Origin of the sequence: Mycobacterium sp. M26 (genome assembly GCF_001494595.1) — a bacterium.
Classification (GTDB): domain Bacteria; phylum Actinomycetota; class Actinomycetes; order Mycobacteriales; family Mycobacteriaceae; genus Mycobacterium.
Genome location: NZ_LN929908.1, coordinates 3,700,124 through 3,717,026, shown reverse-complemented (window position 1 = coordinate 3,717,026; position 16,903 = coordinate 3,700,124). Strand labels below are relative to the sequence as shown.

The window sequence follows — 16,903 nt, the reverse complement described above, 5'->3', positions numbered from 1 at the left end:
TCAGCATTGGCAGCGCGGATGCCGTGACCAGCGACGAGCCGAGATGGTGTTCTTGCTCACGTCGACTTCCAGGGTGGTGTTCAGGGTGGCGGGTGGCTCGCCGGCCGGCTCGGCGCCGCGCACCGCGGTGATGATCCGCTGCAACTGACCCAGCGCGACGGCCGCGGTGGCCAGCACAGTGGGGTGGTCGGCGGTACCGGTCACATCGCGAAGCTGGGCGGCTACCGCCGGCCAGGCCGCATCCCGGTCGGCGCGGTGCAGATCGGCGCACCCCAAACAGCTGGTGACACCGGGAATCACCAGCGGTCCCACCAGGCCGGCGCCGTCGCGCACCCGCACCGGCAGGTGCGGCACCCCGATCGCGTGCAGGTCGCGCACCAGCCGCGGGTCGGCGACCAGGTAGTCGGCCAGTACCACCATGTCCACCCCGGCCGCCGAGACGACGGCGTTGGCGTGGCTGCTCTGCGCCACCCGGGCACCGGAACATCGCAGTGCGTCGACGAGGACTTCGGACAGCGGGCCGCAGCCGTGCACCCGGATCGACAGGGCGCGGGGTGCCGGGCGCCGGGTGCGGTGCCGGACCACCCCGGCGCTCACCAGGGCGTCGAGCAGGTCATCGAGGGCGGCGGTGTCACGCAGTCCGTGGGTGCCGGCCAGCTGCTGCACGGCGCCGAGGTCCAGCGGTATCTGCAGGCCGCGCAGCAGTGCGGCCAGGTCGGTCGAACTCACGCCGTCGGGTGGGCGAACCAGAACCGCGCGCCGGGGATCCCAGCCGATCTGGACTGCGCCGTCGGGTCGCAGCAATACCGGCATCGCCGGGTCGAGCGCATAGAGCCGGCCCACGCAGCGAGGATCGCACCTCGCGGGCGACGGGCCGATCAGCTATCCACAGACCCGTCGTCGCCGTCTTTCTTGTTCTCGGCCTGCTCGTCGAGCTTCTGGAACTCCGCGATCGCCGCGTCGATGTCCAGCCCGCTGGTATCGCCGCCGATGACACGGTCGATGAAGCCGGCCGGCTCGTCAAGGTCCTCAGAGCTGGGCAGCAGGTCGGGGTGATTCCACACCCCGTCGCGGGCGTCGATCCCGGCGGCCTGGGTCAGCCGCTCCCACAGCTCGGCGGCCTCGCGCATCTTGCGGGGCCGCAGTTCCAGCCCGACCAGGGTGGCGAAGGTCTGCTCGGCGGGGCCGCCGGTGGCCCGGCGGCGGCGCAGCATCTCGGAGAGCGCCACGGTGCCCGGGATGCGGTCGCCCAGGGCGTCGCTGACCACGGTCTGCACCCAGCCCTCGATGAGGGCCAGCATCGTTTCCAGGCGCTCCAGGGCGGCGGTCTGCTCGGGGGTGGCCTTGGGCTCGAACATGCCCTGGCTGAGCAGCTGTTCCATGGCGGCCGGATCGGTCAGCGAGGCCGGATTGAAGCCCTGCGCCAGCTCCTCGATGCCGCTCATGTCGATCTTCATGCCCTTGGCGTAGGACTCGACGGCGTTGAGCAGCTGGCTGGAGAGCCACGGCACGTGGCTGAACAGCCGGTGGTGGGCGGCTTCGCGGGCGGCTAGGAAGGTCATGACCTCACTGCGCGGCTGCTCGAGGCCTTCGGAGAGGGCTTCGATGGCTTCGGGCATCAGCGCGGCGACACCCTTGGGTCCCAGCGGCAGACCGATGTCGGTGGACGTCAGCACCTCGCGGGACAGCTTGCCCAGCGCCTGGCCCAGCTGCGAGCCGAACGCCATGCCGCCCATCTGGGTCATCATCGCCATCAGCGGCCCGGCGATGGCCTTGGCTTCCTCGGGCAGCGCCGAGACCCACACCGAGGAGATCTGCTCGGCCATCGGATCGCACAGCCGCTTCCAGGTGTCCAGGGTGTTGTCCACCCAGTCGCTGGGGGTCCAGGCCACGGTGCGGGTGGCGCCGGCGGGCAGCGCGGTGGCGCCGTCGAGCCAGGTGTCGGCCAAGTGGACGGCGTCGGCGATGGCCGAGGCGGTGCCCTCCTGGATCGGGGCGACGAAGCCGATCGAGCTGGAGGCGAGCTGGCGGGCCAGGTCGTAGTTCACCGGTCCGGAGGATCCGCCGGCCATCGCGGTGCCGGCACCGCTGAACATCTGGCCCAGCCGGGTGAAGATCTGGCCGAGGTCGGACGGATTGAAATCGCCGCCGCCGAACCCGAACGGGTCGTTGCCGGCGGAGTCGCGGTCCTTCTTCGGCTTGTCCCGGTTGGGGTCGTCGCCGGTGGAGAAGCCAAAGGGCAGGTCAGCCATATGTCAACCGTACTCACCTGGCGGGTTTGGTGGCGAACCGGCGATCACGCTGTCAGTGAACCCGCGGGATCCTTTCCCCGGGTCGCTTCACTCCTGTCCGGCGGAACTACTCTTGGCGGCGTGAACAGGCGGATTCTGACGCTGATGGCTGCGCTGGTGCCGATCGTGGTCTTCGGTGTGCTGCTGGCGGTGGTGACGGTGCCGTACGTGTCGCTGGGACCGGGTCCGACGTTCAACACCCTCGGCGAGGTCGACGGCAAGCAGGTCGTCGACATCGAAGGCACCACGACGCATCCCACCTCGGGTCACCTGAACATGACGACGGTGGCCCAGCGCGACGGCCTGACGCTCGGACAGGCGCTGACCCTGTGGGTGTCGGGCCGAGAGCAGCTGGTGCCGCGTGATCTGGTGTTCCCGCCGGACAAGTCCCGCGAGGACGTCGAGAAGTCGCAGAACGCCGACTTCAAGCAGTCCGAGTTCAGCGCCGAGTACGCCGCCCTGGGCTACCTGAAGTACCCGGAGGCGGTGCGGGTGGAGAAGGTCAACGACCCCGGCCCGTCGGCGGGAAAGCTACAGGTCGGTGACGCCATCGACGCGGTCAACGGCACCAAGGTGTCCGACGTGAAAGCGTTCACCGCGCTGCTGAAGGCCACCAAGCCCGGCGACGAGATCGTCATCGATTACCGCCGCAAGAACGCCCCGCCCGGCAGCGCCAAGATCACCCTGGGCAAGAACGAGGACCGCGACTACGGCTACCTCGGGGTGGCCGTCCTGGACGCGCCGTGGGCGCCGTTCACTATCGACTTCAACCTGGCCAACATCGGCGGCCCGTCGGCCGGGCTGATGTTCAGCCTGGCGGTGATCGACAAGCTGACCACCGGTGACCTCAACGGCTCGAAGTTCATCGCCGGCACCGGCACCATCAGTGAGGACGGCAAGGTCGGCCCGATCGGCGGCATCACGCACAAGATGATGGCCGCCCAGGAGGCCGGGGCCACGGTGTTCCTGGTGCCCGCCGACAACTGCGACGAGGCCAGGGGCATGCGCGATGACTCGATGGAGCTGGTGAAGGTCGACACCCTGAGCGGGGCGGTGGACTCACTCAAGACGCTGACCTCCGGCGGACGCCCGCCGAGCTGCTGATCTCGCCGCCAACCGGTTGTGCGGCGGCGATGCGTAGAGTTGGGTCCGTACTTCTCCCGACAGCGCATGACCCGCTGCCCGAGACGAAACAGGAGCCTGACAGGTGAGTATGCGGCCGGCTGCCAGGATGCCGAAGCTGACCCGACGTAGCCGAATCCTCATCGGCGTCGCGCTGGTTGTGGTGGTCCTGCTGTTGGTGGGTCCCAGGCTTATCGACACCTACGTGGACTGGCTGTGGTTCGGCGAACTCGGCTACCGCTCGGTGTTCACCACGGTGCTGGTGACCCGCCTGGTGGTGTTCCTGGTGGCCGGGCTGCTCGTCGGTGCGATCGTGTTCGCCGGCCTGGCGCTGGCCTATCGCACCCGACCGGTGTTCGTGCCGACCACCGGACCCAACGATCCGGTGGCCCGCTACCGCACCGCGGTGATGGCCCGGCTCAAGCTGTTCGGCATCGGGGCGCCCGCGGTGATCGGCGTGCTGGCCGGTGTCGTGGCGCAGAGCTACTGGCCGCGCATCCAGCTCTTCCTGCATGGTGGGGACTTCGGGGTCACCGACCCGCAGTTCGGCAAGGATCTCGGCTTCTACGCCTTCGATCTGCCGTTCTACCGGCTGGTGTTGTCGTTCCTGTTCGCCGCGGTGTTCCTGGCGTTTCTGGCGAATCTGGTCAGCCACTACATCTTCGGCGGTATCCGGCTGGCCGGGCGCGCCGGCGCGCTGAGCCGTCCGGCCCGAATCCAGCTGGTGGCGTTGGTCGGAACGCTGGTGCTGCTCAAGGCCGTCGCGTACTGGTTCGACCGCTACGAGCTGCTCAGCCACACCCGGGTCGGAAAGCCGTTCACTGGTGCGGGCTACACCGACATCAATGCCGTTCTGCCGGCCAAGCTGATCCTGATGGCGATCGCGCTGATCTGCGCGGCGGCGGTGTTCTCCGCGCTGTTCCTGCGTGATCTGCGGATCCCCGCGATCGGTCTGGTGTTGCTGCTGCTGAGCTCGCTGATCGTGGGTGCGGGCTGGCCGATGATCGTCGAGCAGATCAGCGTCAAACCCAATGCGGCGCAGAAGGAAAGCGAATACATCAGCCGCAGCATCACCGCCACCCGGCAGGCGTACGGGCTGACCAACGATTCGGTGACCTACCGCGACTACAGCGGCACCGCGCCGACGACGGCCCAGCAGGTGGCCGCCGACCGCGCGACGACGTCCAACATCCGGGTGCTCGATCCGACGATCATCAGCCCTGCGTTCACCCAGTTCCAGCAGGGCAAGAACTTCTACTACTTCCCGGATCAGCTCTCGATCGACCGCTACGCCGGTCCGGACGGCAACCTGCGCGACTTCGTGGTCGCCGCCCGCGAGCTCAACCCGGACCGGTTGATCGACAACCAGCGCGACTGGATCAACCGGCACACCGTCTACACCCACGGCAACGGCTTCATCGCCTCGCCGGCCAACACGGTGCGCGGAATTGCCAACGACCCCAACCAGAACGGTGGCTACCCGGAGTTCCTGGCCAGCGTTGTCGGGGCCAACGGCAATGTGATCTCGCCCGGGCCGGCCCCGCTGGATCAGCCGCGCATCTACTACGGCCCGGTGATCGCCAACACCGCCGCCGACTACGCGATCGTCGGCAAGAACGGCGCCGACCGCGAGTACGACGTCGAGACCAACACCGAGACCAAGAACTACACCTACACCGGCACCGGCGGTGTGCCGGTGGGCAATTGGCTGGCGCGCACGGTGTTCGCCGCCAAGTTCGCCGAGCGGAACTTCTTGTTCTCCAACGTGATCGGCTCCAATAGCAAGATCCTGTTCAACCGTGATCCCGCGCAGCGGGTGGAGGCGGTGGCGCCGTGGCTGACCACCGATTCGGCGGTGTACCCGGCGATCGTCAACAAGCGGATGGTGTGGATCGTCGACGGCTACACCACGCTGGACAACTACCCGTACTCCGAGCTGACGTCGCTGTCGTCGGCGACGGCGGACTCCAATGAGGTGGCGCTGAACCGGCTGGCACCCGACAAGCAGGTGTCCTACATCCGCAACTCGGTGAAGGCCACCGTCGATGCCTACGACGGCACCGTCACGCTGTACGCGCAGGACGAGAAGGATCCGGTGCTGCAGGCGTGGATGAAGGTGTTCCCGGGCACCATCAAGCCCAAGAGCGACATCACCCCGGATCTGGCGGCGCACCTGCGCTACCCGGAGGACCTGTTCAAGGTGCAGCGCATGCTGCTGGCCAAATACCACGTCGACGACCCGGTGACATTCTTCTCCACCTCGGACTTCTGGGACGTGCCGCTGGATCCGAACCCGACGGCCAGCAGCTACCAGCCGCCGTACTACATTGTGGCCAAAGACATTGCCCGCAATGACAATTCGGCCTCGTTCCAGCTGACCAGTGCGATGAACCGGTTCCGCCGAGACTTCCTGGCGGCCTACATCAGCGCGAGTTCCGATCCGGACACCTACGGCAAGATCACGGTGCTCACCATCCCGGGTCAGGTCAACGGCCCGAAGCTGGCGTTCAACGCGATCAGCACCGACACCGCGGTCAGCCAGGACCTCGGCGTGATCGGCCGCGACAACCAGAACCGGATCCGGTGGGGCAATCTGCTGACGCTGCCGGTGGGCCAGGGGGGCCTGCTGTACGTGGCGCCGGTGTATGCCTCGCCGGGGGCCAGTGACGCCGCGTCGTCCTACCCGCGTCTGATCCGCGTGGCGATGATGTACAACGACAAGGTCGGCTACGGCCCGACGGTCAGTGCCGCCCTGGACGGCATCTTCGGTGCCGGCGCGGGGGCGACGGCCACCGGTCCGGCTCCGGCCTCCGGTCCGGGTGTGCCCGCACCGGGTGCCAAACCGGCGGATACGCCGGCAGGCACACCGCCGCCGGGTGCTGCACCGGAGGTCCCGACGCCGATCGCGGCGGTGCCCGCGCAGCCGGGTGCGCCGACGGCACTGTCACCGGCGAAGGCGGCCGCGCTCAAGGACATCGAGTCGGCGCTGACCGCGGTGCGCGATGCCCAGCAGGGCGGCAACTTCGCCGACTACGGCTCGGCGCTGCAGAAGCTCAACGACGCGATGAACGCCTACGACGCCGCCAAGTAGCGAAGCGAATTGGCGTGACAGACCAAGCCAAGTAGCGGCGCGTGCGTGAACTCGTCGTCCTGGGGACGGCCAGCCAGGTACCCACCCGGTACCGCAACCACAACGGGTACCTGTTGAGGTGGGACGGGGAGGGCCTGCTGTTCGACCCGGGGGAGGGCACCCAGCGCCAGATGCTGCTGGCCGGGGTGGCGCCCACCAGCGTGACGCGGTTGTGCCTCACGCACTTTCACGGCGATCACTGCCTGGGCGTGCCGGGGGTGCTGCAGCGGCTGTCCCTGGATCGCAGCGAGCGCGCGGTGGTGGCGCACTATCCTCACTCGGGGCAGGTGTACTTCGATCGGTTGCGGCATGCTTCGGTGTTCCATGATGCCGTCGAGGTGCACGAAGAACCCATTGCCGGTCAGGGGCCGGTGGCGGTGGGCCGCTTCGGAGTCCTCGAGGCGATGCCCCTGGATCATTCGATCGAGGTGTACGGCTACCGCCTGGTCGAGCCGGACGGGCGGCGGTTCCTGCCGGAGTCGTTGGCCGCCTTGGGTATTGACGGCCCCGACGTGGGTGAGCTGGACCGCACGGGCGCGCTGCGGATCGGTGAGCGGGTGGTGGAGGCCGACGAGGTGAGTCAGGTCAGGCGGGGCCAGCGCTTCGCGTTCGTCATGGACACCCGGTTGTGCGACAACGTGTATGCGTTGGCCGACGGCGTCGACATGCTGGTCATCGAGGCGACTTTCCTCGACGAGGACGCGGCTCTGGCAACCGAATACGGCCATCTGACGGCCCGGCAGGCGGCCCGGGTGGCTCGCGAGTGCGGGGTGCGCCGGCTGGTGCTGACGCACTTCTCGCAGCGCTACCCGAATGCGTCGGAGCGCTACCGGGAGGAGGCGGCCCGCGAGTTCTCCGGTGACACGGTGGTGGCCGAGGACCTCATGCGGGTGGCAGTGCCCAAGCGGCGGCCTTAGTTAGGGCTTGGCGAGGCCGACCCGCAGCGCGATGTCCTGCTTCTGCCCGACGTTGGTGACGAAGTCACGCGCGGCGGGTTCGCCTGGGACGCCGTCGAATTCGATGCGGGCCAGCGCGGCGCCCTCGGTGAACAGCAGCACGGTCACCGACTTGGTGCCATCGGGGGAGGTGCCCGTCACCACCGTGCCGCCGGTGCCCACCGGGGAGGGCTGAGGCTGGCCGCCGGTCAGCGCTGTGCCGAGATTGGCCTGGGCCTCCTGCAGAGCGGACGGAGCGGCGGCCGCGTCGGGCAGGCCAGCGAGCAAGATGTTGACGGCCTTGGTCTGGTCCTGGTTGACCAGCAGCACTTCGGCGCCGGCCTTGGTGTCGGGGTTCGCGGTGGCCGGCTGCGCGGTGTAGGTGTCGGTGGCCGTGGAGATGTCCCGGCCTTCCAGCAGCAGGCGGGTGTAGTCCAGCGGCTGCGCGGCGTTCTTGGGCGGCGCGCTGGTGGTCTTGGTGGTGGAGGGTGTCAGGGGCGCCAGGACGGCCGGAGCGCTGGAGGTGGTGGCTCCCGGGACGCCGGCCTCGTTGTCGCAGGCGGTGGCGATCAGGGCGGTGGCGGCGAGGGTCAGAGCGGCGAGGGTGCGGGTGCGGTGCGTCGTGGTCATGTCTGTATCGAGACTGTCGGGAATCGGCGCAGGTTTCAAATCTCCCTGCTCGTAGGGCTCTGACCAGACGATTTGGTTGCGTTCGATGGCATTGGGTAACGTTGTGTTCACCCGACGCGGGGTGGAGCAGCTCGGTAGCTCGCTGGGCTCATAACCCAGAGGTCGCAGGTTCGAATCCTGTCCCCGCTACTAAATCGAGACAGGCCCCGGAGAATCTCCGGGGCCTGTTTTCGTTGTCGACGTTGTCGCCAACGCCCGACTGACTAGCATCCCCCACCCGTTTGCTGGTATCCATAGGCCAGCAGGTCTGAAGGGGGATGGCATGTCGCTTCAGGTCACCATCGCAGATGTGGCCGCATCGGGAACCGCGGTCACCGGCCACGGCGAAGACCTAGCGGTCAAACACGCCGCCGCAGCGGGCCGCATCGACGCGGCTCAAGCCGGCTGGCAGGGCACCTCGGCAGCCGCCATCAGCGCACTCACCGAGCAGTGGACCGCCACCACCAGCGCGCTGCTGACCCAGCTCAGCGATCACGCCCAGGCACTGCACGCCAGCGCCAACGGTTTCGCCGAGATGGAGCAGCGCCACACCCACGCGCTTGAGCAGCCCGCGCAGACCGCCGCGCAGATCACTCAGTGACCCGGTGTGACCCTGACCGTCCTCGACATCGAACGCTGGAACCCCGGCGACGTCCGCGAGGTCTTCCACGCGGCGACCAGTCGCGCCCAAGCAGCCTTCGACGCCGCTGACGGCTTGGCCAGCCTGCCGGCGTTCGAGACGTGGGGCGGCCACGCCGCCGACGCCGCCCGCGACGCGATCGGCAAGACCCGCAAGGACCTCGACGCCCATGGCACTGAAGCACTGTCCGTAGCCAACGCGGCACGCACCGCCGCCGACGAGATCGAGCACATCAAATCCGAACTGGCCTCCCTCAAGGCCGACGCCGAATCCCTCGGCATGGAGATCGATCCCGTCGCCGGCACGGTCGTCCCTGGCCCCAAAGTCCGCAACCCGATGGAAGCCGAACTACAACGCGCCCAGCTTCAACCCCGCCTCGACAAGATCGTGGCCGAAGCCAACCTCGTCGACCTCGCCCTAGCCAACGCGATCAACATGGCCAGCGGCGCTACGCCCATCCCGGCGCAGGGTCCACAGCCCGACCGTCCGCCGCCCGACGACCCGAAACAGTTCGCCGACTACTGGCGCGCCCTGTCCCGGGAACAGAAGGACTACCTCTACAACCGCGACCACAACATCGGCAATCACCCGGGCATGCCGGCCGGCGACGACCTCTATCCAGGCGCTGATCACTACAACCGGCTCAACCTCGCCGACCAACTGCGCACTGCCCAGGCCGCCCAAGCGCAGGCCGATGCGCTCAAGAACCAACACCCCGATTGGGCCGCCGGACGCAACCTGCCCAACCCGCGCGGAGCCGGCAACTACGCCCGCGATCGTGACCAGTACCAGGCCTGGCAAGCGCAGTACGACAACGCCCTCAGCCGAGCCAAGTACCTGCCCGACCTGCAGCAGGTCGACAAGGCTGTCGCCGATCACCCCGAACGCAAGCTGATGCTGCTGGACACCCAGACCGGGCGTCAGGCCCGCGCCGCCATCGCCGTCGGCGACCCGGACAGTGCGCAACACGTCGCGGTTACCGCCCCCGGCCTCAACACCACCGTCCACGATGCCATCGGCGGAATGGCCGACGAGGCGGCCTACGCCCGCAACGAAGCACTCCAACAACTCGACGCGGCCGGGCGCGGCCACGAGTCGGTGGCGACGATCGCCTGGATCGGCTACGACCCGCCCCAGGTCCCGGGCACCGACAACCTGGCCGCCTCGCTGCAGGGCGGCTGGGAGGTCAGCCACGACGACGTCGCCAAGGCGGGCGCGGCCGATCTGTCCCGGTTCTACGACGGCATCACCGCCGCCCATCACGGCCCCCTCGACCTGACCGCCATCGGCCACTCCTACGGCTCGCTCACCACCGGCCTGGCGCTGCAGGAAGCCGGCGACCACGGCGTGGACAAGGCGCTGTTCTACGGTTCACCCGGCATCGAGGCGACGACACCCCAGCAGCTGGGACTGCAGCCCGGTCACGTCTACACCATGGAAACCCCCGACGACCCGATCCAGATGGTCTACGACGGCCCGCCGATCGCGCACACCGTGGCACCGCTCCTGCCGCCGCCGTTCAACCAGCTCGCCGAATCCGGTCTCGCCGTCGCCGATCTCACCGGCGCGGGGGAGTTCGGGCCCAACCCCGCCACCAACCCCAACTTCACCCATCTGGAGACCGGCGCCGTCAACGTCCCGGACGGGCGCACCCTGCAGGCGGCCAGCGGCCACAGCGACTACCCGCGCTGGGACCCGGCCAACAATCAGCTCTACACCACCGGCTACAACATCGCCGCGGTCATCGCCGGCACGGCCCCGATTCCGCAGAAGTGAGCGCACAAGCCATGACACAGCGACGATTTCGCCCCGCCCACCTCCTCGGCGCGCTGGCGTGCGCCCTGGCGATCACCACGACCACAGGATGTCACGTGAGCAATCCCTACAAGCCGACCGAACCGGGTCAGGCCAGCCAGGCCGCGGCATCCTTGACCGCACTGCCCACACTGGAAGACACCAAGGCCCAGTTGACAGCCGCGATCGAGCAGACCGGACAACAGATCTCAGCACTCGCAGCGGGTGTGAGCTTCGCGTGGCGGCACGAGGAGAGCCGCGTCGGCTGCCGCCCGCCCTACGAGCAATCCGAGGGCCAGGTGATCATGCTCCCCAGCTACGTCTCGGATGTGCCCATCCCGGAACAGATCTGGAAGCAGGCCTACGACATCACCGCCGCCGCGGCCAAGACCCTCGGCGCGACGACCGTGACCGTGTTCAAGGACGCACCCGGCGACCACGATGTGCAGTTCTCCGGCGACACCGGCACCATCGTGCGGCTGGCCTCCCAGAAGGCCGCCCTGCTCTCCGGGCACACAGGCTGCCGGCTCCCCGCCGACAAGCACTGACACCTAACGGATCTCGCGCACCCGGTCGTCGACCTCAATCGCCGCACCGCGTGACGTGTCCTTCAACGCGACACCCGATCGGCCCAGCGCCCGCGCCCCGGCCACCAGACTCGCCGCGATCCGGGCGGCGTCGCGATACCCCAGCCCGTCGGGCGGATGGATGTTGGAGATGCAGTTGCGGTCGGCGTCACTGCATCCCGGCCGCGGCCGGTGCGTGAGATAGATGCCCAGACTGTCCGCCACACTGAGGCCCGGCCGTTCACCGATGATCACCAGCAGCGTCGTGTACTGCCCCCGCATCGCGATGTGATCGCCGAGCGCCACTCGGGCTTGCGTCGCGATCACCGGCGCCGCCAGCGTGTACCCATCAAGCTCCGCAATCAGCGCTTCCAGCAACAAGGCCCCGTGATGCATCAGCGCCGTCGGCGAAAGCCCATCGGCCAGCACCACTCCGATATCGGCCGGCACGCACGCAACCCCGGACAGGTCGGAGGGCAGCCGTCCGAGGTCGGGCCGGCGCAGGTACTCACCGCGCGAGGACGCCTGGCTGGTGACGACGGCCGGCTCGCCGATCCCGAGCGCGCCGACGGCCGCCGCCAACCGCGGCACATCCAGCGGCACGTGCACCGCGTCGCGCGCGGCCGCATGCGCCGCCGACAGCTCCAGTACATCCCGGGTGGGCAGCGCATTTCCCGCGCGCCCCAACCCGATTCGCGCCTGCGTCACTTCCCGCAGGCCTGCCCAGAACTCCCGGCGGGCCAGGTCGTCGGCGCTCATCGAGGTCCCGCCGAGGTCAGCTCCCGCAGCGGCGAGCGGGTCACGTCGAAGGGGATGAGCCTGCCCGTCTCGTCGATCATGCCGATGCCCCGCAGCCACGCCTCGAACTCCGGAGCCGTGCGCAGCCCCAGGGTCTGGCGGGTCAGCAGCACGTCGTGGAACGCCAGGCTCTGGTAGCCGAGCATGATGTCGTCGGCTCCCGGGACGGTGATGACGAAAGCCACCCCAGCCGCGGCGAGCAGCGTCAGCAGGTTGTCCATGTCGTTCTGGTCGGCCTCGGCGTGATTGGTGTAGCAGACGTCGACGCCCATCGGCAGGCCCAGCAGCTTGCCGCAGAAGTGGTCTTCCAGACCGGCCCGAATGATCTGGCGCCCGTCGTAGAGGTATTCGGGCCCGATGAAGCCGACGACGGTGTTGACCAGCAGCGGCTGCAGATCCCGCGCCACCGCATAGGCGCGCACCTCCAATGTCTGCTGATCCACCGGCTTACCTCCGGTGCCCAGGTGCGTGCCCGAGCTCAGCGCCGAGCCCTGCCCGGTCTCCAGGTACATCACGTTGTCGCCGACGGTGCCGCGATGCAGGGAGCGGGCGGCCTCATTGCCTTCACGCAGCACCGCGATGTCCACGCCGAACGCGCGGTTGGCGCCCTCGGTGCCGGCGATGGACTGGAACACCAGGTCGACGGGTGCGCCGTCCTCGATCAACCCGATGGTGGTGGTGATGTGCGACAGGACGCAGGACTGGGTGGGGATGTCGAACCGGACCCGGATCGAATCGAGCAGTTCCAGCAGGTCAGCGGTGGCGTGCGGGGAATCGGTCGCGGGGTTGATCCCGATGACGGCGTCACCGCAGCCCAGCAGCAGCCCGTCGAGCACCGCGGCGGCCACACCGCGGGGATCGTCGGTCGGATGATTGGGCTGCAGGCGGGTGGCCAGCGTGCCACGGCGGCCGATCGTCGTGCGGAACGCGGCGCTGACCTCGATCGCCGCCGCCACCGCGATCATGTCCTGGTTGCGCATGATCTTGCTGACTGCGGCGGCCATCTCCGGGGTGATGCCGGCGCTGACGGCGGCCAGCTGGGACGCGCCATCGGGCCGAGACGCGGTGTCCAGCAGCCAGTCTCGCAAGCCGCCGACGGTCAGGTGCGAGATGGGGGAGAAGGCCTGCCGGTCGTGGCTGTCGATGATCAGCCGGGTGACCTCGTCGTTCTCGTAGGGCACCACGGCCTCGGTGAGAAAGGTCTGCAGCGGCAGATCGGCCAGCACCCAGGCGGCCGCGGCGCGTTCGGCGTCGGATTCGGCCGCGCACCCGGCCAGCTGGTCACCGGAACGCAGGGGTGTGGCCTTGGCCATGACCTCGACGAGGCCGTCGAAGCTGTAGGTGACGCCGGAGAGCTGTTGGCGGTAGATGGCGGACTCCTCGGCTAGCAGGGGGAGAGCCACCGTGGATCTCTTTAAAGGTTGGTTCTTCGACCTTTAAAGTGTCGCCGATGTCGGCGATCTTGTCCACCGCAAGCGTGGACCATCCACTCGGGGCCCAGGTGTCCTGTGAGATCCCCAAACACACCCGTAAACTAAGCACCCTGATCTAGCCTTCGTCGGAGTCGGTGGAAGTAGGCAGGCGGGGAATGGCGAGCGCTGGTTGTGGGCACGTACCGGGAGCGGCTGCGCTCGAACGTCATGCCGGTTATCCCTGATCAGGGCGGTGCGGGGACCGCAGGCCTGCGGGTCGTCGACTATATCGTCCAGTACCTCGCCCGTCGTGGTATCCAGTACGTCTTCGGCGTCGACGGCGCCAATATCGAGGACCTCTACGACGCCGCCCACGCCCACCCGGCCGTCACCGCCATCGTCGCCAAGCATGAGTTCTCCGCCGCCGCCATGGCCGACGCCTACAGCCGCACCGCACCCACCCTCGGCGTCGTGGCCGCCACCTCCGGCGGTGGGGCGCTGAACACCGTGCCCGGTCTGGGGGAGGCGCTGGCCAGTCGGGTTCCCGTGCTCGCCCTCATCGGCCAGGCTCCCGCCGCCGACGACGGACGCGGCCCCTTCCAGGACACCAGCGGCGTCAACGGCACCCTCGACGCGGTGGCCCTGTTCTCCGCGGTGTCGGTGTTCTGCCGCCGGATCACCACGGCAGACGACATCGTCACCGCGCTGCCCGCCGCCCTCGACGCGGCCACTCGACGCCGCGGCCCCGCAGTCCTGTTGCTGCCCAAGGATATTCAGCAAGCCCTCATCGATGCACCGGCCGAAGACGACATCCCCGAGGCGCCGCCGCGGCCGGTGGACCTCACCGCGCTCATCGACCTCCTGAGCGGCGTCGAGGGCCCCGTCACCATCGTCGCCGGCGATCAGGTCACCCGCGACGGTGCCAGCGCCGAACTGGAACTGCTCCGCGACGCACTCAACGCCGTCGTCGTCACCGAGCCCGACGCCAAAGATGCGTCGACGACGGCACTCGGAGTGGCCGGGGTGATGGGCCATCCCTCCGTCGGCGCCGCCCTGGCCGACAGTGCCGTCTGCCTGCTGGTCGGCAGCCGGCTGCCGCTGATGGCCCGCCGCGGCCTCGACGCCCTGGCCGCCATCCCGATCGTGTCCCTCGGCGCCGCCGAGCCTTACCTGCCCGCCACCCACGTCCATACCGACGACCTCACGACCGCGCTGCCCTGGCTGGCCGAGGCGCTGACCAGCAGGCCACCGCCAGCGCAGACGCCCACCGAGCTCAGCACCCCGCCGCACAGCGGGCCCGGCGTGCGCTACCGCGAGGCCATGGCCGAACTCGACGCCGCCCTGCCCGACGGCACCGACATCGCGGTCGACGCCGGCAATATCGGCGCCGCCGCCATCCACTGGCTGCCGGCCCGCCGCGACGGCCGCTTCCTGGTGGCGCTCGGTATGGGCGGTATGGGCTACAGCTTCGGCGCCGGCCTCGGGATGGCCTTCGCCAGCGGGCGTCGCACCGTCGTGATCGCCGGCGACGGCTCGTTCTACATGCACGGCATGGAAATCCACACCGCCATCCAGCACCGGCTGCCGGTGACGTTCATCCTGTTCGACAATCAGGCCCACGCCATGTGCGTGACCCGTGAGCAGATGTTCTACGGCGGGCACTACAGTTTCAACCGGTTCGGCCCCAGCCGCCTGGGCGCCGGTCTGGCCGCCATGTTCCCCACCTTGCCCTCCGTCGACGTCACCGACATCGCCGACCTGGGCACGGCCATCAAGACCGCACTGGAGGTCGACGGCCCCTCCGTCGTCGCCGTCGAATGCTCCGCCGACGAAATCCCGCCCTTCACTGCCTTTTTGGCATCCGACCCGAAGGACAACCCATGACATTGCCCGCCCTTGAGGACATCAATGACCCGCTGCCCGGCCTGATGCGGATCGAGACATCGCCGCGGGAGAAGGCCACCCCCGTCCTGATGGAGATGATCCACGCCGTCTACCCGCACGACGAGGTCTTCGGCGAGTACTGCACCGTCAACGAGTATGTCGACTGCCCGCCCGATGAACTGTTCGAGTATCTTTCCGACACAAGGTCTTTGGAGGAGTGGACGTACAGCCTGCGCGGTTTCACCGAAACCGACGAGCCCGGCCTGTGGGTGGCCTATGACCGGCTGGGCAACGAGACCGAGATCTACACCCGCACCGTCGCCAACTGCGAAGCCCGCACAGTCGACTACCACTGCGCCTGGGATCAGGGCAAGCACCTCTGGATGATCTACCTGATGCGGGTGGTCGACGCGCAGGTGGTGTTCAACAAGCCCGGCTCGGTGGTGCTGTGGACCAACTGCCACCACCCGTTCTACGACAAGAACCCCTATCCCGACACCGCGCCGCCGCAACGCCCGGTGTGGGTCGGTGACTTCTGGGAGATGTTCGGCGCCGGGCATCTGCTGGAACTCAAGAACCTCAAGGCCATCGCCGAATACCGGCACCGCCACGGCCTGCCCGTCACCCCGGACTGGATGCGCAACCGATGACCGTCAGCCTCGTCGATATCGCCACCTATCTGCCCGAAAAGCGGCTCCCCGCAGAGTGGTACACCCAGTACAGCGGGGACGACGACCTGCGGGACAACCCGATGTTCCGGCCGCCGGACTTCCGCCATCACGCCGCCGACGACGAGTCCAACGTCGACATGATCGAGCAGGCCGTGAAGGTTCTCGTCGAACGCCACGGCCCGCAGGTGCTCGACGAGGTCGACGTGCTGCTCACCCACTCCCAGCTACCCGACCTGCCGATCCTGGGCGCCGGTGGGGAACTCGCACACCGATTGGGCATCAACCCGGAATGGGTCATCGACGTCCACAACGGTGGCTGCGCGGCCTTCGTGCTGATGCTCAAGCTGGCCGGCCAACTGCTCACCGGCGGAGCCGGACGTACCGCGCTGATCGCCGTGGCCCAGAACGCGGCCGGCAAGATCTTCGAGCAGGAGCAGGTGCGTGCCAAGGCGCAGGCCTCGGTTCCGGGTGACGGGGCGGCCGTCGGCCTGGTCACGTTGTCGGACACCTCGCCGGTGCTCGACATCGAATGCCGCTACTTCGGGGAGAACGCCACCGATATGACGCTGGCCACCGACCCGCCGCGGCGGTGGTGGGAAGCCGGTTCCGGTGAGGGCTACGTCGGATTCAACGAGGGCAAGATCATCAAGGTGCTGGCCCGCGGCAATCGGCAAGTGCCGCAGGTGGTTCGGGCGGTGTGCGAGCGGATCGGCGTCAAGTCCGGTGACCTGGACATGCTGGTGACCAATCAGCCCAACCGGTTGTTGCTGCGCAACTGGAACGAGGCGCTGGGCATCGACCCTGAACACCACCGCGACACTTTTCACGAATGCGGCAACCTCTTCGCCGTCGGCATTCCGGTGAACTTCGACGCCGCGATCCGCGACGGCCAGGTCAAGCCCGGCGACATCGTGATGATGGCCGGCTTCGCCCACGCCGGGGACTTCGCGGCGGCCGCCGCCGTGCGCTGGGGTGGACGGCCGACGTGACC

At 68.5% G+C, this 16,903-nt stretch carries 14 protein-coding genes and 1 tRNA gene; 10 read left to right on the top strand and 5 right to left on the bottom strand.

The annotated features are described in order from the left end of the window. Together BN3385_RS27145 and BN3385_RS27140 are read right to left on the bottom strand one after the other, a co-directional pair. Positions 1 to 813, bottom strand: coding sequence for a TOMM precursor leader peptide-binding protein (locus BN3385_RS27145; RefSeq protein WP_059022461.1), 813 nt, complete (start codon positions 811 to 813; stop codon positions 1 to 3). A gap of 65 nt (positions 814 to 878) precedes the next feature. Further along, positions 879 to 2,252 (bottom strand): zinc-dependent metalloprotease, encoded by a 1,374-nt coding sequence (locus BN3385_RS27140; RefSeq protein ID WP_059021685.1) that lies wholly within the window; start codon positions 2,250 to 2,252, stop codon positions 879 to 881. Between the two features lie 120 nt (positions 2,253 to 2,372). Between BN3385_RS27140 and BN3385_RS27135 the strand changes: the two genes are divergently transcribed. The 3 genes from BN3385_RS27135 to BN3385_RS27125 all read left to right on the top strand — a co-directional run bounded on the left by BN3385_RS27135 (position 2,373) and on the right by BN3385_RS27125 (position 7,460). Then, positions 2,373 to 3,395, top strand: coding sequence for a YlbL family protein (locus tag BN3385_RS27135; protein WP_059021682.1), 1,023 nt, complete (start codon positions 2,373 to 2,375; stop codon positions 3,393 to 3,395). Between the two features lie 103 nt (positions 3,396 to 3,498). After that, complete coding sequence (locus BN3385_RS27130) at positions 3,499 to 6,504, top strand: UPF0182 family protein (protein ID WP_059021680.1); 3,006 nt, start codon at positions 3,499 to 3,501, stop codon at positions 6,502 to 6,504. Positions 6,505 to 6,545: 41 nt separating this feature from the next. Next, positions 6,546 to 7,460: a ribonuclease Z gene (locus BN3385_RS27125; RefSeq protein ID WP_059021678.1), complete on the top strand. Its 915-nt coding sequence runs from the start codon at positions 6,546 to 6,548 to the stop codon at positions 7,458 to 7,460. Here the strand turns inward: BN3385_RS27125 and BN3385_RS27120 are convergent, their stop codons facing one another. Beyond that, the gene (locus tag BN3385_RS27120) at positions 7,461 to 8,108 is read right to left on the bottom strand and encodes a hypothetical protein (protein WP_082690673.1); all 648 of its coding nucleotides are present in this window, start codon (positions 8,106 to 8,108) and stop codon (positions 7,461 to 7,463) included. Positions 8,109 to 8,223: 115 nt separating this feature from the next. Between BN3385_RS27120 and BN3385_RS27115 the strand changes: the two genes are divergently transcribed. From BN3385_RS27115 to BN3385_RS27100, 4 genes are all read left to right on the top strand, one after another. After that, positions 8,224 to 8,297, top strand: a tRNA-Met gene (locus BN3385_RS27115). Between the two features lie 133 nt (positions 8,298 to 8,430). Continuing rightward, positions 8,431 to 8,748 (top strand): WXG100 family type VII secretion target, encoded by a 318-nt coding sequence (locus BN3385_RS27110; protein ID WP_059021675.1) that lies wholly within the window; start codon positions 8,431 to 8,433, stop codon positions 8,746 to 8,748. A 6-nt stretch (positions 8,749 to 8,754) separates the two neighbouring features. Continuing rightward, complete coding sequence (locus BN3385_RS27105; protein ID WP_059021674.1) at positions 8,755 to 10,563, top strand: alpha/beta hydrolase; 1,809 nt, start codon at positions 8,755 to 8,757, stop codon at positions 10,561 to 10,563. Positions 10,564 to 10,658: 95 nt separating this feature from the next. After that, positions 10,659 to 11,129, top strand: a complete 471-nt coding sequence (locus BN3385_RS27100) for an LppA family lipoprotein (RefSeq protein ID WP_059021672.1) — start codon at positions 10,659 to 10,661, stop codon at positions 11,127 to 11,129. Positions 11,130 to 11,132: 3 nt separating this feature from the next. Here BN3385_RS27100 and eutC read toward each other — a convergent pair whose 3' ends face one another. Both eutC and BN3385_RS27090 read right to left on the bottom strand, forming a co-directional pair. Further along, entirely contained in the window at positions 11,133 to 11,906 is a 774-nt protein-coding gene (gene eutC, locus BN3385_RS27095) for an ethanolamine ammonia-lyase subunit EutC (RefSeq protein WP_059021670.1), read from the bottom strand. After that, complete coding sequence (locus BN3385_RS27090; RefSeq protein WP_082690791.1) at positions 11,903 to 13,315, bottom strand: ethanolamine ammonia-lyase subunit EutB; 1,413 nt, start codon at positions 13,313 to 13,315, stop codon at positions 11,903 to 11,905. Before BN3385_RS27090 ends, eutC begins: the two co-directional genes overlap by 4 nt. A 270-nt stretch (positions 13,316 to 13,585) precedes the next feature. On the opposite strand from BN3385_RS27090, the gene BN3385_RS27085 reads away from it, so the two are divergent. The 3 genes from BN3385_RS27085 to BN3385_RS27075 are packed head-to-tail and all read left to right on the top strand — an operon-like array spanning position 13,586 to position 16,901. Further along, positions 13,586 to 15,241: a thiamine pyrophosphate-binding protein gene (locus tag BN3385_RS27085; RefSeq protein ID WP_059022458.1), complete on the top strand. Its 1,656-nt coding sequence runs from the start codon at positions 13,586 to 13,588 to the stop codon at positions 15,239 to 15,241. After that, positions 15,238 to 15,891, top strand: a complete 654-nt coding sequence (locus BN3385_RS27080) for a DUF8713 domain-containing protein (protein ID WP_059021667.1) — start codon at positions 15,238 to 15,240, stop codon at positions 15,889 to 15,891. Before BN3385_RS27085 ends, BN3385_RS27080 begins: the two co-directional genes overlap by 4 nt. Further along, positions 15,888 to 16,901, top strand: coding sequence for a 3-oxoacyl-ACP synthase III family protein (locus BN3385_RS27075; protein WP_059021665.1), 1,014 nt, complete (start codon positions 15,888 to 15,890; stop codon positions 16,899 to 16,901). The genes BN3385_RS27080 and BN3385_RS27075 overlap by 4 nt, the downstream gene beginning before the upstream one ends. Positions 16,902 to 16,903: the final 2 nt, after the last annotated feature.